Source organism: Rhodococcus sp. PvR099, assembly GCF_017833315.1.
In the GTDB taxonomy this organism is placed as follows: Bacteria; Actinomycetota; Actinomycetes; order Mycobacteriales; family Mycobacteriaceae; genus Rhodococcus_G; species Rhodococcus_G oryzae.
In genome coordinates this window covers 5,451,420-5,477,603 of sequence record NZ_JAFIBV010000001.1, presented here as the reverse complement: position 1 = coordinate 5,477,603, position 26,184 = coordinate 5,451,420, and the positions used below count along the sequence as shown (strand labels likewise).

The following is a 26,184-nucleotide window of genomic DNA, read 5'->3' as shown; positions in this document are numbered from 1 at the left end:
CTTTCATGCCCGGTCACCCACCTGGAATTCGATTACGGCTCCACCCACGCGAGCTCCCCGCCCGCCGACGTCCAGCGGCGGGCCAACGCGCTCGCCGACGGTCGATCCGCCTGCAGGATCACCCGCAGCAGACCGTCGGTCCGGTCCTTCGCGCCGTCCTCGACGGCGTCGACGAACCAGCCCAACTCGCCGGGCTCGTCGGCCAGCAGGTCCGCCGCGTCGCGGATCATCAGCACCAGTCCCGGCGACTCGCCCAGCCAGTCGTCGGCGTCGCGCAGGCACTCGTCGAACGCGTCCTTGTTGGCACCGAAGTAGTACGGGAACTGCAGGGCCGCGGCGAATTCGTCGAACAGGGCGTCGGTCGTCCGCATCTTCGGGGCTCGCACCACCCGCACGGTGTAGCCGCGCTCGGAGAGCGCGTAGGCGAGGGTGTCGCCGACCGGCGCGGTACCGGTCAGCATGCCCGCCACCGGACCGGTTCGATCGGTGATGAATCCGTCCACCGTTGTCATCAGCGCATCCTCACAAATGTCGTGTAGTGATCACCGGTGTACCAGGCCGAACCGTCACTGCCGGTGACGATGCGCTGCGCGTCCCTCGGTTTTCCGCGCTGCTTCGGGTTCACGTCCCACTCGCGGTAACCGACCGCCCGACCCCACCCATCCGTGGTGGGCAGTTGCCGCTCCCTGTTGCCGAAGCGGTCACCGCCCTTGGTGCCCGGCGCCACGGCCGAGTCCGGCCAGGTGCCCTCGTCGATCATCTGCAGGGTCGCGACGGCTGCCGCGGGAACCCCGGTCTGCGCCGACGAGCCCGATTTGTCCTGGCCGGTGGTCAGCAGCAGTGCCGCCACGATGGCGACCAGCACCAGCACCGCCGCGGCGATCACACCGCGGGACCTAGTGGACATTGACCCGCTCCCTCAACCGGACCATCGACGCGGGCGCCCACCAGTTGGCCTCGCCCATCAGCTTCACCAGCGCGGGCACCAGCAACATCCGGACCACGGTGGCGTCGATGATCAGCGCGACGATCATCCCGACCCCGATGAACCGCATCACGGACAGGTCGGAGAGGGTGAAGGCACCGGTCACCAAGATCAGCAGGGTCGCGGCCGCGGTCACCACCCGCCCCGTCTTGGCCGCGCCGATGCGCACCGCCTCCTCGGTGGTCGCCCCGGCCCGCCGCGCCTCGACCATCCGCGAGATCAGGAACACCTCGTAGTCGGTGGAGAGACCGAAGACCATCGCGATGATCAGTACGACCATCCCCGAGATCAACGGTCCAGGGGTGACGTTGAGCAGGCCCGCCAGGTGGCCGTCGTAGAAGATCCAGGTGAGGATGCCGAAGGTCGCGCCCAGGCTCAACGCCGCCATCAGCACGGCCTTGATCGGCAGCACGATCGACCCGAACGCGAAGAACATCAGCACCAGCGTCGCGATCACCATCACCGCGATCATCACCGGCAGATAGTGCAGGACCGAATTCACGCTGTCGACCGACAACGCGGTGATCCCGCCGAGCAGCAACTCGGTGCCCGCGAGCGCCTCGATCTCGTCGAGTCTGCGGACCGTGTCGACCGCGGCGACCGAGCGGTCCGGGTCCTCCAGAACCGCGCGGACCGCGACCATCCCATCGGCGGTACCCACGGTGATCGCCTGCTGGACGCCGTCGGTCGCCCCGATCGCCGCGATCACCTCGGTGACCGCCGCATCGTCGGGTGGCGCGCCGTCCTCGCCGCGGATCACGACGGTCGCGCCGCTGCTCGCGATCGGGAACTGCGCGGTGAGCTGCTCCACCGTCGTGCGCGTCTCGTTGCCCGGCGGCAGCGCTGTGTGGTCCACATCGCCGAAACGGGTCCCCAACAGCGGCAGCGTCAACAGCAACAGCACGGTCACGATGGTGACGGCGATGACGACCGGCCTTCGCATCACGGCGGTCGCGAGCGCGCCCCAGAAACGTTGCGCGCGAGCCTCACCCCGCTCGAACGCCCCGCGGCGCCAGGTCAGCGCGTCGATCCGAGGGCCAAGGATGGCGAGCAGCGCGGGCAGCGCCGTCAACGAGAGCACCGCGGCCAGCGCGACCGCGGCCATCGCGCCGAACCCGAGCGATTTGAGCATCTGCTGCGGGAACACCAGGGTGCCCGCGAACGCACACAGCAGCAGCACCGCGGAGAACGCGACCGTGCGGCCCGCGGAGGCCATGGTCCTGGTGACCGCCTCGTCGGTGCCCGCGCCTGCCGCCAACTCCTCGCGATAGCGGCTGACGATGAAGAGTCCGTAGTCGATCGCCATGCCGAGCCCGAGCAGCGAGGCGATGTTCACCGAGAACACGCTGACCTCGAGGAACATCGAGAGCAGGCGCAGCGCGGCCAGCGCGCCGAACATCGAGAGCGCGCCGATCGCGACCGGGATCGCCGCGCCGACCAGCCCGCCGAAGACCAGCACCAGCACCAGCAGGGTGACCGGCAACGAGACCATCTCCGCGACCACCAGGTCGCGCTTGGACTCCTTGTTGACCTCGTCCGCGATCGCGCTGAACCCGGACAGCTCGGTCGACACCCCCGGCACGGTCAGCTGCGGTTCGAGTTCCGTGAACGACTCGATCCGCTCGCTCTCGCTGCCCGCCACGAAAACCACTGCCAGCGCGGTGGATCCGTCGGCGCTGCGCAGCAACGACCGGATCGGGCCCGTCGCGCTCCAGTAGTCCTCGATCGGCTCCGCCAGCAGGCCCCGATCGACCTCGGCGAGCCGGGCCGACACCGCGGGGCCGATGTCGTCGACGGTCTTACCGTCGGGGGCACGGTAGATCGCGACGATGTCCGGGCTGCGGATCCCGAAATGGTCGGCCAGCAACTCGTCGACGAGCGCCGCCTCACTGGACGGGTCGATGTCACCGCCCTGGCTGAGCCGGTCCAGCACACCGGATCCCCACAGGCCCCCGAGGAGCATGGCGCCGACCACGACCGTCAGCACGGCCCAACGGCGCCCCAGCACGAACGATGTCCACCGCGTCACGGTGGAAGACTAGCGGTATCGGACTGGCGGTATCGGACTAGCGATACTGGACGGTGACCGGCGCGTGGTCCGACCACCGCAGGTCGTAGGACGCGGCCCGCTCGACGACGGCCTGCTTCGCCCGCTCGGCGAGCACGGGCGTCGAGACCTGGTAGTCGATCCGCCAGCCAGAGTCGTTGTCGAATGCCTTGCCGCGGTAGGACCACCAGGTGTAGGGACCCTCGAGGTCCGGGTGCAGCCGGCGCATCACGTCCACCCAGCCGAACTCGCCGAACACCGAGCCCATCCACTCGCGCTCGTTCGGCAGGAAGCCGGAGTTCTTCTTGTTTCCCTTGTGGTTCTTCAGGTCCAGCTCGGTGTGCGCGATGTTCCAGTCGCCGCACACCACCACGTGCCGGTCCGCCCGCTCGGCCGCCGCTGCCGTCGCGGCCAGATACGGTCCGAAGGATCCGAGGAACCGTTCCTTCTCCACCTGCCGCTCGGTCTCCACCTCCCCGGAGGGGAGGTACAGGCTGGCCACCGTGAGGTCGTCGAAGTCGGCCTCGATGTATCGCCCGGCCTCGGCGAACTCCTCGTCCCCGTGCCCGATCCGCACCGCGTCCGCCTGCCTACGCGACAGGATCGCCACCCCGTTGCGGCCCTTGGCCGACGGCTGGGCGGAGGCCAGGTGCCAGCCGGCCTCGAGGGCAGCGGCCAGGGTGGTGGCGAGTTGCTTGTCGTCGGCGCGGGTCTCCTGCAGGCAGATGACGTCCGCCTCGGTGGACTCGATCCACTCCAGCATGCCCTTCTTGGCTGCGGCGCGGATCCCGTTGACGTTGACGGTGGTGATGATGTGCGGCACGGGTAGGAACCGTAGCCCAACCGGCCGACAGCGCCGCTATCGCAGCGGGGCCGCCAGCGCCTCGAGTCCGCCCTGCTCGTCCACCCAGTCCTTGAAGGCGGCGAGCCCCTTGTCCCGGTCCACCACCGGCCGGTAGCCGAGGTCGCGCCGCGCGGCGCCGGTGTCGAAGGTCGCGCTGCGCGTCATCAGCGCGATCACGTACCGCGACAGCGGCGGCGACCAGCGCTTCGCGATGTAGGGCACCCGCCAGATCGCCTCCGCGACCGTCACCACGGCGGCCAGCACCCGAGGGTTGGGTCTGCGGCTGGGCGGGGCGAACCCGAACATCCGTGACACCACCCCGACGAACTCCCACACGTTGGTGGTCTCGGCGTCCGCGATGTAGTACGGCCTGCCCCCGACCTGGTCCGAGCCCGCGGCCCGCACGCACGCGTCGACGATGTTGTCGACGTGGCAGAGCGAGGCGTAGACGTCCTTGCCGCCGGAGATGTCCGGCAGGGAGCCCTCGGATGCCTTCGCGAGCAGCCGGACGATCGGACCGGACCGGTCGCCCGCACCCCAGATCGCCCGCGGCCGCAGCGCGCAGGTGATCAGGTCGGGGCCGTTCGCCTCCAGCACGAGCCGCTCGGCGGCGGCCTTCGTCTCGGAATACAGGTTGAGGTACCTGCTCGGGTACGGGACCGACTCGTCGACGTCGATCTGATCGCCGCCGTCGTACTCCATCAACGCGCTCGGGCTGGAGATGAACACGAAGCGCGACACACCGTTTCGGCGGGACGCCTCCAGCAGGTCGACGGTCGCCTGCACGTTCTCTTTCCAGAATTGTTCGCGGACACCACGTTCGTCCACCCTCGCGGCGCTGTGGAACACCACGTCCACTCCCCGCGTCGCCTCGAACAGGGAGTCACGGTCGGTGAGGTCGCCGTAGACGAGGGTCAGCTTCGAGGTGTCGCCGAGATCGGTGAGGTTGCTGCTGCGGCGCACCAACACGGAGACGTCCATCTCGCCGTCCGCGACCAGTCGACGGGCGAGTGCGCCACCGAGGAATCCGCTCGCACCGGTCACCAGTGCCCTCACTGGGTCCGCCACCAGGTCGCACCGAGCAGCATCGTCATCGCGGCGATCTTCACATCCGAATGCCCCCGTGCGCGGCCTTCCTTCAGTGCGGCCGGGATCTGCGCGGCGTGCGCTCCGACACTGAGCACCACGTCGATCCACCACAGCGCCCGCGCGACACGGTTGCCGGAGGGCCGGATGAGCCCGGCCACCAGGTAGATCCATCCCAAGACCGGGATGACACGCAGCAGCATGACCTTCGTATTCATCGTTCCGCCTTCACCAATTGCGATGCCGCCCAGACCGTCAGCTTCTCGCGCCCGATCTTCGCGTTGTGCCGGATGTCGACCGGGAAGCCGGGATGGAAGAGGAAGTCGTGGATTCGATCGGTGGTGTGGCTCTGTCCCCCGAGCTCACGCAGTTCCTCCTCGATCCGCGCCCGTTCGCTCTTCCTGACCCCGGGCATCAGCTCGACACAGAGCACCGGGCGGGTGTCGCTGTCACCACGGACACCGACCAGCGCGGTCCGGAACACCTCCGGGACCGTGTTGAAGATCTGCTCGCACTGGACGGTGAACAGCGCTCCGTCCGCGGTGCGGACCCGCTGACTCTTGCGCCCGCAGAACCAGATCCGGCCACCCTCGTCGATCCAGCCCAGGTCGCCCGTCCGGTGCCAGGTACGGTCGCCGTCCCTGATCTTGCCGAGCGCGTTCGCCGCCTCCGGCCACGCGTAGCTGGTGCTGACGTTCGGCCCGGCCACCACGATTTCGCCGATCCCACCCGCGGCCGTCTCGTCGGACCTGGTGGGGATCGGCTCGTCGGTGATGCCGACGACCCTCGCCTCGAGGCCGAGCGCCGGTCGCCCGATGCACGTTCCCGCGCCTGCGTGGGCCCGGGCGACGAACTCCCCGAGCAGCTCGCGTGACTCGATCGCCGACATCGGCAGCGCCTCCGTCGACCCGTAGCCGGCGATCACCTCGGCCTCGGCTGGCAGGATCGAGCGGAGCGCCGCGATGGCGTGGTCCGGCACCGGCGCGCCACCGGAGTAGATGGACCGCACGGACGGCAGCCGCACGTCGTGCGTCTGCGCGTACCGCACCAGCGGAACCAGCACGGCAGGCGAGGCGAACATCGTCCGTATGTCGAACCGGTGGATCGCGTCGACCACGCGCGCGGGATCCGTCGAGCCCACCTCCCCCGGCACGATCGGCGGCAGCACGCAACGGGATCCGAGCATCAGGTCGAGCACCCCGAAGATCGGCAGCGTGATCAGGGACGTCTCGGGCGGCACCCGCTTGCGGGCGTCGTCAACCTGGTCCAGCATCGCGGCGAGGTTGCCGTGGGTGAGGTTGACGGCCTTGGCGGGGCCGGTACTGCCCGTGGTGAAGGCGATCATCATCACCTCGTCGGCCGGTGCCTCCTGGCTCGCGGCCACCGGCCGGTCCGGCGTCCGGCCCCAGGCCCGAAGGGAATGGCCGCCCCACAGCTTGCGCCCGACGGTGACCTTGACCCCCACCGTCGCGAACGACGAACGGAACACCAACCGCAGCAGGTGCGCCTTCGAGATGCCGATGAACGCCTGTGGGGAAACGGATTTCAGGCAGGTGAGCATCGGACGCAGACCCATGCCCGGGTCGATCACGACGGGCACAGCCGCCACCTTCAGCAAACCGATCATGATGGCGTAGAACTCGGGCCCAGGGGTGACCAGCAGCAGGGTTCGCACCCCGCGCCGGATCCCGATCTCCTCGAACCGCTGGGCGAGCAGATCGGACCAGTCGTCGAGCTCCCGATAGGTCAGCCGACCGTACGTCGGCACACCCGCCTCGCCCTTGCCGTCCGGTGAGATCACCGCCTCCAGATCCGGGTGCGCCCGCGCGATCGCCCGGATCCGTTCCACCGATCCGCAGTGCGCCGCCGGGCGGGCGGGAACAGCGGTCGTGGTCGTCGCCCTGCTCACGCCGTCGGTGCCAGCCGGTACACGGTGGCGGCCGCGCTCGGCCCGGCGCCCGCGGCCACGAACAGCACGGTGTCGTAGCCGGCCAGGATCGCCTCGTCCACCTGGTGATACGCCGCCGTCAGCGCGGCGGTGTGCGCGTCACCCTCGACCACACCGCTGCCGAGCACCGCCTCCGGTGCGATACCGAGCTGCGCGGCCAGGGCGGCCGGGAACCCTGCGGTCGGCCGCGAGCTGATCAGCGCGGTCCGAGACAGGTCCAGCCCGCCCTCGTGCGCTCCGATCGCCTTACCCGCCGCGACACCTGCCACCTCGAGCAGACGCTCCTCGAACCCGTCCTCGCGCTCCACGGTCACCAGCGAGCGACCGTGGACACCCATCTCGGCGATATTGGCGAACCCCCTCGTCGCCGGGGTCCCCTCCAACTCCGCGACGTGCACGGGGCCGAATCCCGATGGGGTGTCGGTCTTCTCGAGCAACATCGCCGCCCCCGCCGTGACGAACGGGAAGTCCGCGGCGGGCCTGCGTCGCTGGAGCGAGGGGTGGGTGTCCCCGGAGACGACGAGAACGTACTGCGCACTGTCGGTTTCGAGAAGGGCGGTCGCCACCTGCACCGCGTTGAGCACACCACAGGCCCCGTTCATCAGGTCGAACGAGAACGACCTGCTCACGCCCTCCGGATACTCGAGGCCGATGCCCGCCTCCCGCTGGATGAGCGCCGCGATCGCCGGCTCGAACAGGTTCGAGTCGCGGTAGACGCCGGTGTTGATGAGCACGCCCACCTGCTCGGGCTCGACGCCTGCACTGCTCATGGCGCCGCGCGCCGCGCGAGCGGAATGCTCGATGGCGCTCGTCGTCGCGGTGGCCACGCTCATCCCGGTGGACTTGATCGAGATACCCATGTTGCTCAGACCTCCAGGGACGTGATCGTGGCGGACACGTAGCCGGTCACGATGCCGGATGCCGCAGGAACCATCAGGATCTTCGATCCCTTCGGGACCGCCTTGTCCTTCAGATGGTCGTGCAGCACGATGAAATGCGAAGTGCTGGAGGTGTTGCCGTACTTCTCCACCACGTTGAGCGCGGGCGGCATCGGGGTGCCGAACTCCTTCTCACCGAGCGCGTTCATGTACACGACGGCCGAGGCGCCGAACTGGTGGTGGATGACGAAGTCGAACTCCTCGTCGGCGAAGGTCTGGCCGCGGGCAGCGAGGAACTCCCGCTGCGCGTTCGTCCACAGCAGGAACCGTGATTCGTTGTGCATCTTGCGGTTGTCGGTGTACAGCGCGATGCCCGGCGACTGGTCACTCGGCATACCCATGCACAGGTCGGAGTACTCCGACGCCGTCATCAGCTCGATGTAGTCGATCTTGTCGGCGTCGTCGACGGATCGGTCCATGATCACGGCAGCGCCCGAATCACCCACGGACAGCGAGGCGAACTGCAGGTCGTACTTCTCCGAGATCTCGCGCACCGCGGTCTCCGAGATCGGGGTGATGTGCTCGCCGCTCACGACCATCCCGTTGCGGACCGCGCCGGAGCGGATCATCCGGTCGAGCACGTAGACGCCACTGAGCATCCCCGCGCAGGCGTTGGACAGATCGAAATGGATGGCGCCCTTGACGCCCAGCTCCTTGCCGAGCATCGACGCGAAGGACGGCTCCAGGTACATGAAGTCCCTGTCCTTGCTCCGCGAGATCGAGGTCGAGATGATCACGTCGAGATCGCCCGCCTCGTAGCTCGAGCGGGACAGCGCGTCACGGGCGGCGTTGCAGGCCAGCGTGAACGAATCCTCGTAGTTGTCCGCGCTGGAGTCGTACACCCGGCGGTCCACAACTCCCGTGATCGCCTGCAGATCGAAGCTCGGCGGCACGGCGAGCTTGGCGAGCAGGTCCTTCGTGCTGAGTACCGCGGACGGGAGGTACGCGCCTATCGATTCGAACCTCGACTGGGTCATCTTGGATCCTCTTGGGGGTCGGTAGATCTGGCTGGTGGTTCAGCGTTCTCTTGGTGGAGCGTCACATCAGTGCGGCGGCCTCGAGATCCGGCACGGCGCCGCCTGCCGCCGCGGCCGCGATCGCCGGGTAGCGAGGAGCAAAGACCCCGAGCGCGGTTGCCCGCTCGAAGTTCGCGTCGCCGCGGTGCCCCGGCAGCTCGCGAATGCTCGCCGCACCGTAGTAACCGCCGGGGACGACGGCTGCGGGCGCCGACGGTGCCGGCCCGGTCATCACCGCGTCCAGGCTCCGCTCGAACAACTCGTGGCAGGCGCGCAATCCGTTCATCATGACATCCTGGAAGCGGTCGTCGGGTGCGATCGCGAACCGCTCGACGTCGACCACAGCTCCGGTGTCGATGCCGGAGTCGACCCGGTGCAGCGTCGCCGCGTACTCGTCGCGGCCCTGGAGAATCGCGTGCACGATCGCGGCGGCGGGCAGTCCACGGAACTCCGGCAAGGGGCCGTTGTGGATGTTGTAGATCCGCAGGTCGGAGTTCACGAGCGCGGGACCGAAGATCATGGGGTTGTTGATCGACCACACCACCGAGTCGGTGCACGCCTCCGCAAGCACTGCTGCCTCGGCGTCGACATCGGTGGTCTCGAGGTGCGCTAGTCCCTCGAGCCCAGCAGGCGCGGCATCGCCGGGCCCGGTGCACACCAGGTCAACCGTGAAATCCGATGCGGACGCGAATCGCGCAGCGCGCCAGAGCAATGCGCCGCTTCCCACCAGGATCATCCGAGCTCCCCCGCCCGCTTCGCATAAACGGCGGCGGCGCACACCCTGCCGAGGGTGAGCTGGTGCACCAAGTCCTCGAGCTCGGCGACGAACGCCGCTTCGCCTGCGCGTCCGACCACCGTGCGCGAGACCTGCGAGAGCATCTCCACCGACGCCAGTGAATCCCCGCCGAGGGCGAAGAAATCCGAATCCGCGCGCAGGGTGCTCACATCGACCATGAGGACCTTCGCCCAGATCGCGGCGATCTCGTCCTCGATCCGCCGGTCGGGCTCGGCCGATCCGGGGCCCTTCGCGGTGTCGGTCGCCTGCTCCGGGATCACCGCGTCGGCGACGCTCAGTCCCGCGCTGTCGAGCTTCCCGTTGGCGGTCAGCGGAATCGCGTCGACGATGTGGATCTCGGCCGGGATCATGTACGTGGGCACCTTCTGCGCCAGGAAGTCCCGGAGCTGCTGTGCATCTGGCGCGTCCGTCTCGCCAGCGCCCACCACGTACGCGGCCAGGACGTTGTCGCCGCGCTCCGCGCGCCGGACCGCCGCCACCGCGGCCCTGCCGACCAGGGGATGCTGCTCGATGGCGGCCTGGACCTCGCCGGGCTCCACGCGATTGCCCCTGATCTTCACCTGGCTGTCGACGCGACCCGCGAACTCGAGCGCACCGCCGGGAAGTCGGCGGCCGAGGTCACCGGTCCGATAGCACCGTTCGCCCGTGGACAGGGTGACGAAGCGTTCGGCGGTGACGTCCGGCCGGTTCAGGTAGCCGCGCGCCACCTGGGGGCCGCCGAAGTACAGCTCACCGATCTCTCCGTCGGGCACCGGCAAGCGATCCGGGTCGAGCAGATGAACCGTGGTGTCTGCGGCAGGCCCACCGATCGGTACCGGCTGGGGCGCGGCCGACGGCTCGTCGTCGAGGACAAGGGCGGTACACACGATCGACATCTCCGCGGGCCCGTAGCTGTTGAGCAGCCGGCAGTCCGGGCCGAACAGTTCGCGGGCACGCGCGGCCAGCGGCCCGTGCAGCGCCTCGCCTCCGATGCTGACCGCCCGCATCCCCACCGGCCGCAGCTCCAGCCGGACCATCACTTCCAGCAGGCTCGGCGTCACCATCATCGTGTTCACCGTGGAACCCTCGAGCATCTCCGACAAGACCAGGTGATTGATGTCGTCCGGCACCAACACCACCGCACCGCCGCTGAGCAGCGGGAGCAGCAGCGCCGCGCACGCCATGTCCGCCGCCTGCGTGTGATAGTGCGCGTAGCGGGTCTCGGGCCCGAGCCGGTACCAGTCGGTGGCCGAGCGCATCAGGTTCACGATGCCCCGGTGTTCGACCTGGACGCCCTTGGGCCGTCCCGTCGAGCCCGAGGTGTAGGTGACGTAGACCAGATCGTCGGCAGTGGCGAGGTCCGGCAGCTTGTCGGCGCCGGAATGGGGCAGGTCGTCGACCACCAGGACATCGGTTTCGCCGAACGCGGCCCGCCCCTTCGACGCCCGCTCGGTCACGCAGTCGCGCACACCGGAATCCGCGAGGATTCCGAGAATCCGCTCGTCCGGGTGCTTGGGGTCGAGCGAGAGAAAAGCGGCGCCCGCCTTGAGGATTCCCAGATGTCCCACCACTGCGTCGAGCGACCGACGCGCCAGCACCGCGACGACGTCGCCGTGCCGCACACCCCGGCCGCGCAGTTCCGCTGCCACCACGTCGGCACGGGCGTCGAGCTCCGCATAGCTGAGCTGACCGTCCGGGCCGATCGCGGCAGGCGCGTCCGGCGCGCTCCGGACCAGGCCGTCGAAGATGCTCGTCACCGTTCGCCCCGGCCCGGGGGCCTGTGCCCCGATCGGCCCCGGCTGCACCTGGGCTCCGAGTGCGGTGGCGATATCGTCCAGCAGTCGCTCGAGTCGAGACGCGATCCCCGCACCGTTGCGGCAGGAGACCACGAGTTCGGTTCGCCCGCGAGCCTCCAGCACCGCGATCGAGAGCGGCACCATGCCCGTGTGGACCGGCAGGCCCCACACCTCGGTGGCGGCGAATCCGGGAAAGCTCAACTCGTCGAGATCGACTGTCCCCGTATGGGAGACGATCGCCGACACCAGGTTTCCCCCGGTACGGGTGCCGATGGACATGCCGGCGCGCAGGATGGACCGTGCCATCCACACCGGCATCTGCTGCAGCCCACCGTTGTTCATCTCACCGAGCTCGCGGGACTCCACCATCCCGCGCAGCAGTTGGGCATGGATGCGCGACCAACCGTCCCCCGGCGTCGCGTCGAGGAACAGCGGCAGCGCCAGGTTGGCCGTCGACCGCAGGTCCTTGTCGTGCCGACGCAGATCGACGGGGACCATGATCCGGGTCTTACCCCCGACCGCAGCCGTGATCAGCTCGGCGATCCGGGCGACCACCGCGGGCGAGGTTCCCTCCACGGTTCGCCTGCGCCAGAGGAAGTCCGACTCGCCGGGGGCCGGGCGGGCCCGCCCGAACGGCGAACGCGCGGTGGGGATCAGCGCGGTCGGCTTGCCGTCGATCCCGAGCGACTCGACGAGGCCGTGGTCGGCGATCGCGTCCCGCGCGCCGACCGTCCGATCGCCGCGCAGCAGGCGGAACACCTCGGCAGCCCACAGATGCAGGCCCTTTCCGTCCATCACGCCATGAAAAGCCCTGAACACCAGAATATTCCGAGTGTCTCCTAGCAGCAGGACCTCACAGGTCGGTCCATGCTCCGGGTCGAGCGGACGACTCAGCATCGGATGGTCGTCGAGCGGGGTGTCCACCAACGAGTGTTCCGTTGCCACCACCACGGGGGGCGCGATGCGGCTGTCCACCCATCGCTCGCCGCGCCGCACGAGCCGGGCACCGGGGCAGGATTCGGACGCGCCCGCGACCGCGACCGCGAGGTCCCGCTCGTCGACCGAGCCCGTCCCCTGGATCACCAACTGGATGGCGAAGGGAGGGGCAAGCGTCTGCATCGCCAGATACAGACGCTCGGTGGGTGAGATCAGTCGTTCGAAAAGGGGCACAACGGAAGACAACGTCGCTCCTAGCCAGGGGGGTGCCGGAATAGTATCGGTTCGACGGTGACTCTGCATGGGGTTGCTCGAGTCGGTCCCTGACAAACAAAAAGTGGGACCCGCCCCGACCTGGGGCTGGTCCCACTTTCCGACTCCCTGCGGCCTCCGCTATCGGCTGGCCTTCTGCATGTTCTCGTCCAGCGCACCGAGGAACTCCTCGGTGGTGAGGTAGCCCTGGTCGCCGCCGACGAGGGACGCGAGGTCCTTGGTCATCTGACCACCCTCGACGGTCTTGATGACGACGTCCTCGAGCTGCTGCGCGAACGCGATCACCTCGGGGGTGTTGTCCAGCTTGCCGCGGTGCTCGAGACCCCGGGTCCACGCGAAGATGGACGCGATGGGGTTGGTCGAGGTGGGCTTGCCCTGCTGGTGCTGGCGGAAGTGCCGGGTGACGGTGCCGTGCGCGGCCTCCGCCTCACAGGTCTTTCCGTCCGGCGTCAGCAGCACCGACGTCATCAGTCCGAGCGAGCCGAAGCCCTGGGCGACGGTGTCCGACTGGACGTCGCCGTCGTAGTTCTTGCATGCCCAGACGTAGCCGCCCTCCCACTTGAGTGCGGAAGCCACCATGTCGTCGATGAGGCGGTGCTCGTAGGTCAGGCCCGCCGCGTCGAACTCGGACTTGAACTCGGTCTCGTAGACATGCTGGAAGATGTCCTTGAACGCGCCGTCGTACGCCTTGAGGATGGTGTTCTTCGTGGAGAGGTATACCGGGTAGTTCTGCTGCAGGCCGTAGTTGAGCGAGGCCCGCGCGAAGTCCGTGATGGACGAGGTGAAGTTGTACTGCCCCTGGACGACGCCGCCGCCCTCGGGGAAGTTCACCAGCTCGTGCTCGATCGGCTCGCTGCCGTCCTCGGGCGTGTAGGTGATCATCACCTTGCCGGGACCGGGCACCTTGAAGTCGGTGGCGCGGTACTGGTCACCGAACGCGTGACGGCCGATGATGATCGGCTTGGTCCAGCCCGGAACCAGTCGCGGAACGTTCGAGATGATGATCGGCGCGCGGAAGATCGTGCCGCCGAGGATGTTGCGGATGGTCCCGTTGGGGGAACGCCACATCTTCTTGAGGCCGAACTCCTCGACGCGAGCCTCGTCCGGCGTGATGGTGGCGCACTTGACGCCGACGCCGTGCTTCTTGATCGCGTTCGCGGCATCGATCGTGACCTGGTCATCGGTCTTGTCGCGGTACTCGATACCGAGGTCGTAGTACTCGAGATTCACATCCAGGTACGGATGGATCAGTTTGTCCTTGATGAACTGCCAGATAATGCGGGTCATCTCATCGCCGTCGAGTTCGACGACAGTGCCTTCAACCTTGATCTTGGACATGTGGTATTCGCGTCCTCCTAGGAAGTTTCCCCTGGTCACACGGCTCGGGCCCCGCTTTGTGAGCGAGACCACGAACGACTCAATCAGTAATCTATACAACCCGTGCGAACCGGGTCGATCCGCACCAAACAAGACGAGCGTACTGCTAAGCGACTCGGACGCAACCGCTGGCCCGGCCCCGGCGAACCTACCGATCGGTAGCTTTGCGCAGCTCAAGCGCGGATTCGGGCCGTGACCTCGGCGCCGATTCCGCCGAACTCTGGCCAACCCGGTTCCGACGGAGTGTGATGAGTGGGCGGACGTCATCGAGGGGAGATCGAGATGACCGAACGTGCCGACGCCGGTCCACGACCGGTCCGCGCCCCGCGCGGCAACACCCTGACCTGCCGGGGGTGGCAGCAGGAGGGCGCCCTCCGGATGCTGATGAACAACCTGGACCCGGAAGTGGCCGAGCGCCCCGACGACCTGGTCGTCTACGGCGGCACCGGCCGCGCCGCCCGCAACTGGGCGTGCTTCGACGCGATCGTGCGGACGCTGCGGACGCTGGCCGACGACGAGACGCTGCTGGTGCAGTCGGGCAAGCCGGTGGGGGTTCTGCGCACCCACGAATGGGCACCGAGGGTCCTGATCGCCAACTCCAACCTGGTCGGCGACTGGGCGAACTGGGAGGAGTTCCGCCGGCTCGAGGCGCTCGGCCTGATCATGTACGGCCAGATGACCGCAGGCTCCTGGATCTACATCGGCAGCCAGGGCATCCTGCAGGGCACCTACGAGACGTTCGCTGCGGTCGCCCGCAAGCTCGCGGCCTCTGGTCGGTATGAGCACAGAGGGGGCTCGCTGACAGGCACGATCACCCTGACCGCCGGGCTGGGCGGCATGGGCGGGGCGCAGCCGCTGGCGGTGACCATGAACGGCGGTGTCGCGATCTGCGTCGAGTGCGACCCGGACCGGATCAATCGCCGCATCGCGCATCACTACCTCGACGCGAAGACCGAGAGCGTCGAATCGGCGCTGGAGATGGCCGTCCTCGCCCGCCACGAGCGCCGCCCGCTGTCGATCGGACTGCTCGGCAACGCGGCCGAGGTGGTGCCGCGACTGCTCGCGATGAACGCGCCGATCAACATCGTCACCGATCAGACCTCCGCGCACGACCCGCTGAGCTATCTGCCGGTCGGGATCGCCGTCGAGGACTGGCACAGGATGGCCGAGAAGGACCCCGACTGGTTCACGACCGAGGCCCGCGAGTCCATGGCCGCGCACGTCGAGGCCATGGTCGGGTTCAAGGACGCGGGCGCCGAGGTCTTCGACTACGGCAACTCGATCCGCGACGAGGCGCGGCGCGGCGGCTACGACCGGGCGTTCGATTTCCCCGGCTTCGTGCCCGCGTACATCCGCCCCCTGTTCGAGGAGGGCCGTGGCCCGTTCCGCTGGGTCGCGCTGTCCGGCGACCCCGCCGACATCGCGGCCACCGACAGGGCCGTCGTCGACCTTTTCCCGGACGACGAACACCTGCGTCGGTGGATCACACTCGCGGGCGAGAAGGTCCGTTTCGAGGGCCTGCCCGCGCGCATCTGCTGGCTCGGCTACGGCGAACGCCACCGGGCCGGCCTGAGATTCAACGAGATGGTCGCGTCCGGCGAGGTGTCCGCGCCGCTGGCCATCGGCCGTGACCACCTCGACGCCGGCTCGGTGGCGTCCCCGTACCGGGAGACCGAGTCGATGGCCGACGGATCGGACGCCATCGCCGACTGGCCGCTGCTCAACGCGCTGGTCAACACCGCGTCCGGGGCCTCGTGGGTGTCCATCCACCAGGGCGGCGGAGTCGGTATGGGACGGTCCATCCACGCCGGCCAGGTGTGCATCGCCGACGGCACCGAACTGGCCGCGCGCAAGCTCGAGCGGGTGCTCACCAACGACCCGGCCACCGGCGTCATCCGGCACGTCGACGCCGGCTACCCCGCCGCGGCCGGGGTGGCGGCCGCCCGCGGCCTGCGCGTCCCGATGTGGGAGGGCTAGTGCCGTGAGCATCAGCCCCTGGGTGGTCGTCGACAACATCGGCACCCTGGTCACCAACGACCCGGAGGCCGGCGAGGGCAGGCTCGGGCTCATCCGTGACGCCGCCGTGGTGCTGGGTGACGGCGTCGTCCAGTGGGTGGGCGCACGCGCCCACATCCCGCAGGGCAGCGCGGACGCCAGCGTTGACCTCGACGGCCGGGCCGCGCTGCCCGGGTTCGTCGACAGCCACGCGCATCTTGTCTTCGGCGGCGAACGGGCCGAGGAGTTCGCCGCCCGGATGGCGGGCACCGCCTACGCCGCGGGCGGCATCCGCACCACCGTCGCGGCAACCCGCGGCGCGACGGACGCCGAGTTGAGCGCGACCGCCGCGCGACTGGTGGCCGAGTCCGTCCGCTCGGGCACCACCACGATCGAATGCAAGTCGGGATACGGGCAGTCGGTCGTCGACGAACTGCGGAGCCTCGAGGTGGCCGCGGAGGTCACGCCCGAGACGACGCTGCTGGCCGCGCACCTGACTCCGCCCGAGTTCGAAGGCGACACCGATGCGTACGTGCGGATGGTGTGCACGGAGATGATCCCGGCGTGCGCGCCGAACGCCAGGTGGATAGACGTGTTCTGCGAGACAGGGGCATTCGACGAGCACCAGTCGCGGGCGGTGCTCGAGGCGGGCATCGCCGCCGGCCTCACGGCACGGGTGCACGGCAACCAGCTCGGCCCCGGCCCCGGGGTCCGACTCGCCGTCGAGCTACGCGCCGCCTCCGTCGACCACGTGAATTTCGTGACCGGCGAGGATGTCGAGGCGCTGGCATCGGGCGAGACGGTCGCGACGCTGCTGCCGTGCGCCGACTTCTCCACCCGCAACCGGTATCCCGACGCCAGGACCCTGCTCGATGCAGGCGTCACCGTCGCGCTGGCCTCGGACTGCAACCCCGGCACGAGCTACACGACCAGCATTCCGCTGTGTATCGCCCTTGCGGTACGCGAGATGCACATGAGTCCGGACGAGGCAGTCTGGGCCGCGACGGCGGGCGGCGCCGCGGCGCTGCGGCGCAACGACATCGGACACATTCGGGTCGGGGCCAGGGCCGACCTGATCGCGCTGGACGCGCCCACGCACCTGCACCTGGCCTACCGGCCGGGTGTGCCGCTGGTCCACGAGGTGTGGAAGGACGGGTACCGACGATGACGAAGGTGGACCTCATTCCCGGCGCCTGGTCGGGACGCGACGACGGCCCCGGCCCCGAGCACCTGCGCTGGCATTCGGCGATGTCCGCTTTCCATGCCGACATCGCGCCGGGGGCAACCGTTCTGGTCGGCTTCCGCAGCGACGAGGGCGTACGGCGGAACCGAGGCCGACCGGGGGCCGCGAGGGGTCCGACCGCCCTGCGCCACGCGCTGGCGTCGATGGCACTCGCGGCGCCGATCCGGGTGTTCGACGCGGGCGATGTGGCGGTCGCCGTCGGTCACCTCGAGGACGGGCAGCGGCGGCTCGGCGATGTGGTGGCCGGGCTGCTCGACGCAGGCCATTTCGTCGCGGTGCTGGGCGGCGGGCACGAGGTCGCCTACGGAAGCTATCTCGGGCTGTCGACCTCGGCTGCGGGCATGTCCGGCGCGCGGCTCGGGGTGCTGAACCTGGACGCGCACTTCGATCTCCGCGACGATCCCGCGCCGAACTCCGGGACACCGTTCCGGCAGATGGCCGACGCCGAGGCGGAGCGCGGTCGGCTGCTGAACTACGCGGTGCTGGGCATCGCGCAGCCGAGCAACACCGCGGCGCTGTTCACGCGCGCCGTATCACTCGGCGTGCGGTACCTGCTCGACGACGATTGCGGCACGGCGAACCTGCCCGCCGTGGAGTCGTTCGTCGACGAGTTCCTCCGGACGGCCGACCTGGTGCACCTGACCATCGACCTGGACGTCCTGCCCGCGTCCGTCGCACCCGGCGTCAGCGCCCCCGCGGCGTTCGGGGTGCCGCTCGAGGTGATCCAGCGGGTGTGCGACATCGTCGCGCGTAGCGGCAAGCTCGCAGTGCTCGACATCGCGGAGCTCAATCCGAAGCTCGACTTCGACAACCGGACCGCACGAACCGCGGCGAGGCTGATCCATCGCGTCGTCACCTGGCGGGCGCCGCCGGCCGAGGCCTAGGGCGTGTCTCCTAATCCGCAAGCTGCTTGAGCCAGATACAAACTGCTGAGAGCATCACGCTGGCTCGGTATGTGAGTGCGAGTTTGTCGTAGCGGGTGGCCAGGGCTCGCCACTGCTTGAGGGCGGCGAAGGATCGCTCGACGACGTTGCGGCCCTTGTACTTCTCGGCATCGAAGCTGACCGGACGGCCACCACGACTGCCTCGCCGGAGGCGATTGCGCTTCTGGTCGTCCGGTTCGGCGATCACCGCCTCGATGCCCCGTGCGTGCAGCAGGGTCCGGTTGGTTTTCGACGAGTAGGCCTTGTCGCCGAGCACCGCGTTCGGCCGGGTCCGGGCCCTGCCTGGCCCGATCCGTGGCATGGACAGTTCCTTCATCAGCAGCGGAAACACCGGAGAGTCGCCGGCCTGACCTGGCCCGATCAGCAGGACCAGGGGCCGGCCGTTGCCATCGCTGAGTTGGTGGATCTTCGTGCCGAGCCCTCCGCGGGACCGGCCCAGGGCGTGGTCAGCGGGCTCGGTCCGCAGGTTCGTGTAATTCGACAGATCCCCCTGTACCGCGTGGGAGGTTGGTGCCGTGCTGGTGGGCTCGACAGATCGTCGAGTCCACCGAGACGGTCCAGTCGACGAGTACGCTGGCGTCGGCGTGGGTCAGGAGTGCGGCCAGGATCGTGTCCCAGGTCCCGTCGCCGGCATAGCGCCGGTGACGCTTCCAGATCGTCTGCCACGGACCGAATTCGGCCGGTACGTCGCGCCACGCGATCCCTGCCCGATACCTGTACACGATCCCCTCCACGACCCGACGGTTGTTGCGGAATGGGCGCCCCGCGCACCGTTAGAGGACAGCAGCATCGGTTCGATCAGCGACCACTGGGCATCAGTGAGGTATTCGGTCCGAGACACGATGCCCAGTGTCGCCGACTCCGGTGACACTATTTAGGAGGCATGCCCTAGTCCTTCATCGGTAGTGAGTCGTCGATTCGGGAAGCTGAGTGGGAACCGGAAGTACAACCACACGCAGTGGCTGATGATTTCACTTGGAACCGGTGCACCTTGTACGAGGGCGTCGGGGTGGTCACGACACGGATCCTGCCAACCGCCCGGTCAGCTCGCCTACGTGACAGTGCCGTTTGACGGCCCAGTGCAAGTGTTTCCGGCGGTGATGGACACGGCGCGACCTACACGGTCAACACCAGCAGCCGCCGAACGACGAGGTGTGCTCGTCGGTCTCGATCGACTCCTCGCGCACCACGGTGGACCCGCCCCGCGGGTCGAAGTGCAGCACCGAGCTCACCGGGTCATGCCGGATCCACACGGCCACCGACAGCGGATGCCCCGGGCGGAAAATGTAGGAGACCAGCTCGATCTCGCCCGGCTTCCCGAGGCTGCGGACATCGGACACCGCCGCCCGTATCCGCGGCCCCGACAGATCCGCCGCGGCGAACGCCGTCTCGCCCGGATGCAGGTCGGTGATCGAGTCCATGTCCTCCACCTCGCCGTCGCGCACCCAGTAGAGGTGAAGCAGACCGTCGGCGGCGACGGCCTCGACGGAGATGAGGTTGGAGGTGACGTCCATTCGCCGAATCGGCAGCCCGCCGAGTTGGGCGCGCACCACGTCCAGTTCCGAGTCCAGCCGCGGCGAGGAGAACAGGTCCTCGAGCGACGTGCCACTCAACGCCCGGCTGATCCGACCCGGCGCGTCGACGGTTACGGCGATCACCGCGCTGAACGCGACGGTGATCGCGACAGCAACGGCCGCGATGTACTTCACCCGATAGGGCGGGCGAGGTGCGCCCGATTCGCTTTCCATGCCGCTCACCTTCCGTCTCCCGCGTATCGAGTCATCGTCTGCCACGGCCCGAATTCGGCAGGCACGTCACGCCACGGCACACCGACCCGGTACCGATAGACGATGCCCTCGACGACCTGGCGGTTGTTGCGGAACGGACGTCCACCCTGTTCGCCGACAGACGGCGGCAGCGGCTCGATCAACGCCCACTGGGCGTCGGACAGGTACTCAGTACGTGACACGACGCCCAGTGTCGCTGATCTGATCTTGCTACTGCCAGTTGGGAGACACGCCCTAGTCGACGTCGGGTCTTCGCTCGGACCACTTGGCCATCCAGCTCGCGTTCTCCGCCGAGATCGCGCCCTCACAGTCGTCGACGAAGGCCTTCCACGCGGCCGGGTCGGTGGGCGATCCGCTTGTCCGCCACTCGTTCACGCGCCTGCCCAGCCGACCCGCACAGGCGGAATAGCTCATCGCGAGGTAGTCGTACCTGCTGCCGGCCCGGTGAGCCGCAACCGCTCCCCCGAGCGTCGTCAGCACGGCCACCCAGGGTGCGAGGCCGGATGACGGTTGGTCACCCGCCGAAGTGTCGGCGTCGCCGGCGAGAACCGTGACAACGGCGGCGACGCTCGCGGTCGCCACGCTCAACCCGAGCGCCACCCGTCGCAGGCGCCGGGCCCGCCCCGCGTACGCGCAGGCCCTGGGTCGGTAGTACTCGGTGATCTGACTCTGCACCCGATCCCGGACGTAGTCCCCCGGTGTCATCGGTCCAGGAACCACCGCGTCGCGGACCTCCGCGTCGTCCTCGCCGAACTCGGCGAACTCGGCGAACTCGGCGAACTCGGCGACAGAGGCCAACAGGTCCTCGACGGCCTCCTCGATCTCCGCGACCTCCGCTGCCAGTCGCGCGGGCGCGTCCGCGCCGTCGAAGGGAACCGCCCCGGCCCGAAACCTCAGCACCAGTTGCTTGATGCCCTCCGAGGCGGCCCGAGCCCTGGTCCAGCGACGGACCGCGTCGGGCGTGAGCAGGAAGGCCGTCACGACGGCCGCGATGGCCAGGCACACCGCGCCGAACGCCGCCACCGGGACCCTGGCCACGTCGGCCGTCCTCAGGAAGGTCGCGGTCGACGTCGCTGCGATCGCGCCCGCGGCGCCGAGGTAGAGCACGGCCGCGCGGGCGATGTCGATACGCCTCTTGAGACGGTCGGCCACGAGGGACCAGCGAACGCGTGTCACCCAGATCGAGGCGACCAACGCTTCCTCATCGCTCGTCGCGCGCTCGGTCGGCACGGCGCGGGAAACAGCCATGACGACCACCTCGTTCACAACGACTCGGGTCCGCCCGCATACCCATGCTGTGCCCCGGCGCCGTGCAGGTCACGGGTAGTCGGCTACCCGATCCCGGTCGACTCAGGCGAGGTCCCCGACCAGCATCTCGGCGCTGCGCAGCAGCGCACCCGAGGCCGCCAGCTCGACGGCGGCCCCGATCTCGGGGGCGAGGAACCGGTCCGGGCCGGGTCCGCCGACGCGGGCCCGGATCGCGTCCCGCACCGCGGCGGTCGCGGGCGACGGACGCAGCGGGGCCCGCAGGTCGAGCCCGCGCGCCGCGGTGAGCGCCTCGATCGCGAGCACCCGGGTCAGACCGTCGATCGAGTGGCGGAGCTTGCGCGCGGCCGACCATCCCATCGACACGTGATCCTCTTGCATGGCCGAGGACGGGATCGAGTCAACGCTCGCAGGCGACGCCAGCCGCTTGAGCTCCGAGACGATCGCGGCCTGGGTGTACTGCGCGATCATGTGCCCGCTGTCCACCCCCGGATCGTCGGCCAGGAACGGCGGCAGCCCGTGGCTGCGCGCGGTGTCGAGGAAACGGTCGGTGCGGCGCTCACTCATGCTGGCCAGGTCGGCGATGACGATCGCGAGGAAGTCCAGCACGTAGGCGACCGGCGCCCCGTGGAAGTTGCCGTTGGACTCGACCCGGCCGTCGAGGGTCACCACCGGGTTGTCGATGGCGCTCGCGAGTTCGCACGCCGCGACCCGTTCGGCGTGCGCGAGGGTGTCCCTTGCGGCGCCCGCGACCTGCGGCGCGCACCGCAGCGAGTAGGCGTCCTGGACCAAGGGGCAGTCGGGGGTGGCGTGGCTGGCGACGATCTCCGAGCCCGCCAGCAGCCGGACCATGTTCGCCGCCGCCGCGGCCTGTCCGGGATGCGGCCGCAACGCCTGGAGATCGGCGGCGAACACGCGGTCCGTGCCGAGCAGCCCCTCGACGCTCATCGCGGCGGTGATGTCGGCCAGCGGCAACAACCGGCGCAGGTCGTCGCAGGCGAGCACCAGCATGCCGAGCATCCCGTCGGTGCCGTTGATGAGCGCGAGGCCCTCCTTCTCCTCGAGGGCCAGCGGGTAGATCCCCGCCGCTGCCAGCGCATCGGCGGCAGGCAACTGCTGCCCCGCGGCGTCTCGGACCAGGCCCTCCCCGGTCACCGCGAGCGCGATGTGCGCGAGCGGTGCGAGGTCGCCCGAGCAGCCGAGGCTACCGAATTCGGGGACCACGGGCGTGATCCCGGCCGACAGCAACGCGGCGTAGGTGTGCGCCACCGCGGGTCGTGCGCCGGTGCGCCCGGTCGCCAGCGTGGCCAGGCGCAGCAGCATCATCGCGCGTACCACCTCGCGTTCGACCTCCGGACCGCTCCCCGCGGCGTGCGAACGGATCAGGCTGCGCTGTAGCTGGGCCCGCAGGTCCGGCGGGATGTGCCGGGTGGCCAGCGCGCCGAAACCGGTGGACACGCCGTACACCGGACCGAAGTCCCTCGCGAGCGCCTCGATGTGCGCCCTGGTCGCCGCCATGGCCGAGACGGCCTGATCCGACAGTCCCACCGCGGCGTCGGAACGGGCCACACGCAGCACCTGGCCTGGCGTCAGGGGGCCGACGCCGACCAAGACCGGTCCGGGACTGTCCACCGCGGGCTCCTCCGTCGGGAAGCGAGCTGCTGCTCACATCCTCCCGCCGAATCGGGCGCGGCGCAGGGGAATCGCCGTCAGGACGGCTGATGCACGAGTTCCGGCTCCGATTCCGGCTGCGGACGGACGAAGCGGAAGTAGGCGAGGGTGAGCAGGATCAGCCACACGGCCCCGACCACCAGCGCCACCCTGGTGTCCGCGGAGAAGGCGAGGACGACGATCACGAAGACCAGGAAGGCGATCGCCAACATCTGCCCGTACGGCCAGAACGGCACCGGGAACTTCAGCTCCGCCGTCTCCTCCGCGCTCATCCGGCGCCGCGACCGGTATTGCGACAACAGGATCATCAGCCAGACGAAGATCGTGGCGAAGGTGGCGATGGAGGCGATCACGAGGAAGACGGACTCCGGGATCGCGTAGTTCAACAGCACCCCGACCAGCAGGGCCACGATCATGATGACCACCGTCATCCACGGCACGCCGTTGCGCGAGACCCGCCGCATGATCGCGGGCGCCTGCCCGCGTTGCGCCATGCCGAACATCATCCGGCCTGCGCCGAAGATGTCGCTGTTGATCGCCGACAGCGCCGCCGTGATCACCACGATGTTCAGCACGGTCGCGGCGGGGCCGATGCCGAGGCCCTCGAAGATCTGCACGAAGGGGCTGCCGTCGGTGCCGATGCTCTGCCACGGGTTGATCGCCATGATCACCGCAAGTGTGAGCACGTAGAACAGCATGATCCGGATCGGCACCGTGTTGACCGCGCGCGGGATGGTCCGCTCGGGATCCTGCGCCTCGCCCGCGGTGACACCGATGATCTCGGTCCCGCCGAAGGCGAAGACGACGATCGCGAAGCAGCCGACGAAGCCGCCGAAGCCGGTCGCGAAGAACCCGCCCTCGGACCACAGCTGGCTGATCCCCGTACTGGTGTCGTGGATCCCGAAGCCGAAGATCAGGATCGCCACACCCGCGGCGATCATCGCCACGATCGCCGCGACCTTGATCAGCGTGAACCAGAACTCGAGCTCGCCGAACACCTTGACGCTGAGCAGGTTGATCGCGCCGATGAAGAAGACGATCGCCAGCACCCAGATCCACCGCGGCACGTCGGGGAACCAGAACCCCATGTAGACGCCGAATGCGGTCACGTCCGCGAGGCAGACGACGATCATCTCGAAGGTGTACGTCCACCCCGTCATGAACCCGGCCAGTGGCCCGAGGTGCTTGCTCGCGTACTCGCCGAAGGAGCCCGACACCGGATTGCTCACGGCCATCTCGCCGAGGGCGCGGAGCACGATGTACACCGCCAGGCCACCGATCAGGTAGGCCAGCAAGACCGACGGACCGGCCTGTTGGATCGCCGCGGCGGAGCCGTAGAAGAGTCCCGTCCCGATCGCGGAGCCGAGTGCGATGAACCGGATGTGCCGGGCGGTGAGACCTCGGGTCAGCGCCGTGGCGGCGGCTTTCACTATCGGTCTCCCTGCGAGGTACTCGAAACTCGGGCGATGCCAAGAACTTGATGATGGCGACCAGGAGCCTAGCCCTGTAATGCAGGTCACCCGCCGTCGCCGTGTCTCGCAGGGGCCTCGGTCACACCGAAACGCCGCCCTAGCTGTCGACCGTTCGATCCGAGCCGCTAATATCGAGGGCGGTCATGAGTGCCAGCATCAAGCCCCGGCTAGCTGGTCGGCAACCCTCCATCCGCGGTGGGGTGCCCCGGGTGATGACCGGGTTGTCCGAGAAACAGTTCGGATGACAAGCGCGGGTCCGTCGGGACGGACCCACAAACCGGGCCACGACCCACCGGAGGTTCACCATGTGTTGTTGTCGCAGATAGGACCCACTCTTGCCCCCTGGCGCCTGAGCTGCGCCGATCTCCCCAATTTCTTGGAGTAGACAACACATGAGCGAGAACACCCCCGTCACCGACCCGACCGCGGCCTGGAGCTTCGAGACCAAGCAGATCCACGCGGGCCAGACGTCCGACGCGACCACCAACGCCCGCGCCTTGCCGATCTACCAGACCACCTCGTACACGTTCAACAACACCGATCACGCGGCGGCACTGTTCGGTCTGGCCGAACCGGGCAACATCTACACCCGGATCATGAACCCGACCCAGGACGCGGTCGAGCAGCGGATCGCCGCGCTCGAGGGCGGTGTCGCGGCACTCCTGCTGGCCTCGGGTCAGGCCGCGGAGACCTTCGCCATCCTCAACCTGGCCGAGGCAGGCGACCACATCGTCTCCAGCCCGCGCCTGTACGGCGGCACCTACAACCTCTTCCACTACACGCTGCCCAAGCTCGGCATCACGGTCAGCTTCGTGGAGGACCCCGACAACCTCGAACAGTGGCGTGCGGCCATCCAGCCGAACACCAAGGCCTTCTTCGGCGAGACCATCTCCAACCCGAAGAACGACGTCTTCGACATCCCCGGTGTCTCGGCCGTGGCGCACGAGAACGGCATCCCGCTGATCGTGGACAACACGGTCGCCACCCCGTACCTGATCCGGCCGCTCGAGCACGGCGCGGACATCGTGGTGCACTCCGCGACGAAGTACCTCGGCGGCCACGGCACGGCGATCGCGGGCGTCATCGTCGACGGCGGCAACTTCGACTGGACCCAGGGCAGGCACACGAACTTCACCACGCCCGATCCCAGCTACCACGGCGCGGTGTTCGCGGACCTCGGCGCGCCCGCGTTCGCGCTCAAGGCCCGCGTGCAGCTCCTGCGCGACGTGGGCGCAGCGGTCTCGCCGTTCAATGCCTTCCTCATCAGCCAGGGCCTGGAGACGCTGAGCCTGCGTATCGAGCGGCACGTCGAGAACGCCCAGCGGGTCGCCGAGTTCCTGCAGGCCCGGCCCGAGGTCACCTCGGTCGCCTATGCCGGCCTGCCCTCCTCGCCCTGGTACGAGCGCGGCCAGCAGCTCGCACCGAAGGGTGCGGGCGCGATCGTGGCGTTCGAGCTGGCCGGCGGGGTCGACGCGGGCAAGAATTTCGTCAACGCCCTCACCCTGCACAGCCACGTCGCCAACATCGGCGACGTGCGTTCGCTCGTCATCCACCCCGCCTCCACGACGCACTCGCAGCTGACCCCCGAGGAGCAGCTGGCATCGGGCGTGACCCCGGGCCTGGTGCGGCTCGCCGTCGGCATCGAGGGCATCGACGACATCCTGGCCGATCTCGAGGCCGGTCTCGCGGCGGCGGCATCTTGACAGTGCGCTCCGAGTCAGACGCCCGTTCGGCGCGGCCTTCGCGGGGAGCCCGACCGGCCCTCGCGGGGTTCCCGCCGCCGAA

The 26,184-nt window shown here is 68.9% G+C and carries 21 protein-coding genes, 1 pseudogene and 1 riboswitch; of the genes and pseudogenes, 4 read left to right on the top strand and 18 right to left on the bottom strand.

Going from position 1 to position 26,184, the window contains the following annotated elements:
* Positions 1 to 32: 32 nt before the first annotated feature.
* From JOE46_RS25260 to JOE46_RS25205, 12 genes are all read right to left on the bottom strand, one after another.
* Positions 33 to 512, bottom strand: a complete 480-nt coding sequence (locus JOE46_RS25260) for a barstar family protein (RefSeq protein ID WP_097210461.1) — start codon at positions 510 to 512, stop codon at positions 33 to 35.
* On the bottom strand, positions 512 to 907 hold the full coding sequence (locus JOE46_RS25255; RefSeq protein WP_209928780.1) for a ribonuclease domain-containing protein: 396 nt from the start codon (positions 905 to 907) through the stop codon (positions 512 to 514). Before JOE46_RS25255 ends, JOE46_RS25260 begins: the two co-directional genes overlap by 1 nt.
* Positions 897 to 3,014, bottom strand: coding sequence for an MMPL family transporter (locus JOE46_RS25250; protein ID WP_209928779.1), 2,118 nt, complete (start codon positions 3,012 to 3,014; stop codon positions 897 to 899). Before JOE46_RS25250 ends, JOE46_RS25255 begins: the two co-directional genes overlap by 11 nt.
* A 37-nt stretch (positions 3,015 to 3,051) precedes the next feature.
* A complete protein-coding gene (locus JOE46_RS25245) occupies positions 3,052 to 3,855 on the bottom strand; it encodes an exodeoxyribonuclease III (protein ID WP_097210458.1) in 804 nt (267 codons plus the stop codon).
* 36 nt (positions 3,856 to 3,891) lie between these two features.
* The gene (locus tag JOE46_RS25240; RefSeq protein ID WP_307861337.1) at positions 3,892 to 4,944 is read right to left on the bottom strand and encodes an NAD-dependent epimerase/dehydratase family protein; all 1,053 of its coding nucleotides are present in this window, start codon (positions 4,942 to 4,944) and stop codon (positions 3,892 to 3,894) included.
* Positions 4,929 to 5,180, bottom strand: coding sequence for a hypothetical protein (locus tag JOE46_RS25235; protein ID WP_209928778.1), 252 nt, complete (start codon positions 5,178 to 5,180; stop codon positions 4,929 to 4,931). Before JOE46_RS25235 ends, JOE46_RS25240 begins: the two co-directional genes overlap by 16 nt.
* Positions 5,177 to 6,871 (bottom strand): fatty acid CoA ligase family protein, encoded by a 1,695-nt coding sequence (locus JOE46_RS25230; RefSeq protein ID WP_209928777.1) that lies wholly within the window; start codon positions 6,869 to 6,871, stop codon positions 5,177 to 5,179. The genes JOE46_RS25235 and JOE46_RS25230 overlap by 4 nt, the downstream gene beginning before the upstream one ends.
* Positions 6,868 to 7,770, bottom strand: coding sequence for a hypothetical protein (locus tag JOE46_RS25225; RefSeq protein WP_209928774.1), 903 nt, complete (start codon positions 7,768 to 7,770; stop codon positions 6,868 to 6,870). Before JOE46_RS25225 ends, JOE46_RS25230 begins: the two co-directional genes overlap by 4 nt.
* Before the next feature lie 5 nt (positions 7,771 to 7,775).
* Entirely contained in the window at positions 7,776 to 8,825 is a 1,050-nt protein-coding gene (locus tag JOE46_RS25220) for a 3-oxoacyl-ACP synthase III family protein (protein ID WP_077040928.1), read from the bottom strand.
* A 61-nt stretch (positions 8,826 to 8,886) separates the two neighbouring features.
* A complete protein-coding gene (locus JOE46_RS25215) occupies positions 8,887 to 9,600 on the bottom strand; it encodes a formyltransferase family protein (RefSeq protein ID WP_097210455.1) in 714 nt (237 codons plus the stop codon).
* Positions 9,597 to 12,617: a non-ribosomal peptide synthetase gene (locus JOE46_RS25210; protein WP_209928773.1), complete on the bottom strand. Its 3,021-nt coding sequence runs from the start codon at positions 12,615 to 12,617 to the stop codon at positions 9,597 to 9,599. Before JOE46_RS25210 ends, JOE46_RS25215 begins: the two co-directional genes overlap by 4 nt.
* Positions 12,618 to 12,764: 147 nt before the next feature.
* Positions 12,765 to 13,982 (bottom strand): NADP-dependent isocitrate dehydrogenase, encoded by a 1,218-nt coding sequence (locus JOE46_RS25205; RefSeq protein WP_097210453.1) that lies wholly within the window; start codon positions 13,980 to 13,982, stop codon positions 12,765 to 12,767.
* 321 nt (positions 13,983 to 14,303) lie between these two features.
* Here JOE46_RS25205 and hutU point away from each other — a divergent pair, with 321 nt between their 5' ends.
* Genes hutU through hutG form a run of 3 tightly spaced genes read left to right on the top strand, consistent with a single transcriptional unit; the run spans position 14,304 to position 18,143 of the window.
* On the top strand, positions 14,304 to 15,998 hold the full coding sequence (hutU, locus tag JOE46_RS25200; protein ID WP_209928772.1) for a urocanate hydratase: 1,695 nt from the start codon (positions 14,304 to 14,306) through the stop codon (positions 15,996 to 15,998).
* 10 nt (positions 15,999 to 16,008) lie between these two features.
* The gene (hutI, locus tag JOE46_RS25195; protein ID WP_209929256.1) at positions 16,009 to 17,184 is read left to right on the top strand and encodes an imidazolonepropionase; all 1,176 of its coding nucleotides are present in this window, start codon (positions 16,009 to 16,011) and stop codon (positions 17,182 to 17,184) included.
* A complete protein-coding gene (gene hutG / locus JOE46_RS25190) occupies positions 17,181 to 18,143 on the top strand; it encodes a formimidoylglutamase (protein ID WP_209928771.1) in 963 nt (320 codons plus the stop codon). Before hutI ends, hutG begins: the two co-directional genes overlap by 4 nt.
* A 10-nt stretch (positions 18,144 to 18,153) precedes the next feature.
* Here the strand turns inward: hutG and JOE46_RS27160 are convergent.
* The 6 genes and pseudogenes from JOE46_RS27160 to JOE46_RS25160 all read right to left on the bottom strand — a co-directional run bounded on the left by JOE46_RS27160 (position 18,154) and on the right by JOE46_RS25160 (position 24,357).
* Positions 18,154 to 19,053, bottom strand: a pseudogene (locus tag JOE46_RS27160) (IS5 family transposase).
* Between the two features lie 274 nt (positions 19,054 to 19,327).
* The gene (locus JOE46_RS25180; RefSeq protein ID WP_209928769.1) at positions 19,328 to 19,951 is read right to left on the bottom strand and encodes a hypothetical protein; all 624 of its coding nucleotides are present in this window, start codon (positions 19,949 to 19,951) and stop codon (positions 19,328 to 19,330) included.
* 5 nt (positions 19,952 to 19,956) lie between these two features.
* Positions 19,957 to 20,172, bottom strand: coding sequence for a transposase (locus JOE46_RS25175; protein WP_209928768.1), 216 nt, complete (start codon positions 20,170 to 20,172; stop codon positions 19,957 to 19,959).
* Between the two features lie 52 nt (positions 20,173 to 20,224).
* Positions 20,225 to 21,238: a DUF4231 domain-containing protein gene (locus tag JOE46_RS25170; RefSeq protein ID WP_209928767.1), complete on the bottom strand. Its 1,014-nt coding sequence runs from the start codon at positions 21,236 to 21,238 to the stop codon at positions 20,225 to 20,227.
* Positions 21,239 to 21,340: 102 nt separating this feature from the next.
* The gene (gene hutH / locus JOE46_RS25165; protein WP_209928766.1) at positions 21,341 to 22,888 is read right to left on the bottom strand and encodes a histidine ammonia-lyase; all 1,548 of its coding nucleotides are present in this window, start codon (positions 22,886 to 22,888) and stop codon (positions 21,341 to 21,343) included.
* 77 nt (positions 22,889 to 22,965) lie between these two features.
* Positions 22,966 to 24,357 (bottom strand): amino acid permease, encoded by a 1,392-nt coding sequence (locus JOE46_RS25160; RefSeq protein ID WP_209928764.1) that lies wholly within the window; start codon positions 24,355 to 24,357, stop codon positions 22,966 to 22,968.
* Between the two features lie 181 nt (positions 24,358 to 24,538).
* A riboswitch (SAM riboswitch) is annotated at positions 24,539 to 24,656 on the top strand.
* Between the two features lie 135 nt (positions 24,657 to 24,791).
* Here JOE46_RS25160 and JOE46_RS25155 point away from each other — a divergent pair.
* Complete coding sequence (locus JOE46_RS25155) at positions 24,792 to 26,102, top strand: bifunctional o-acetylhomoserine/o-acetylserine sulfhydrylase (RefSeq protein ID WP_097210446.1); 1,311 nt, start codon at positions 24,792 to 24,794, stop codon at positions 26,100 to 26,102.
* Positions 26,103 to 26,184 lie beyond the last annotated feature (82 nt).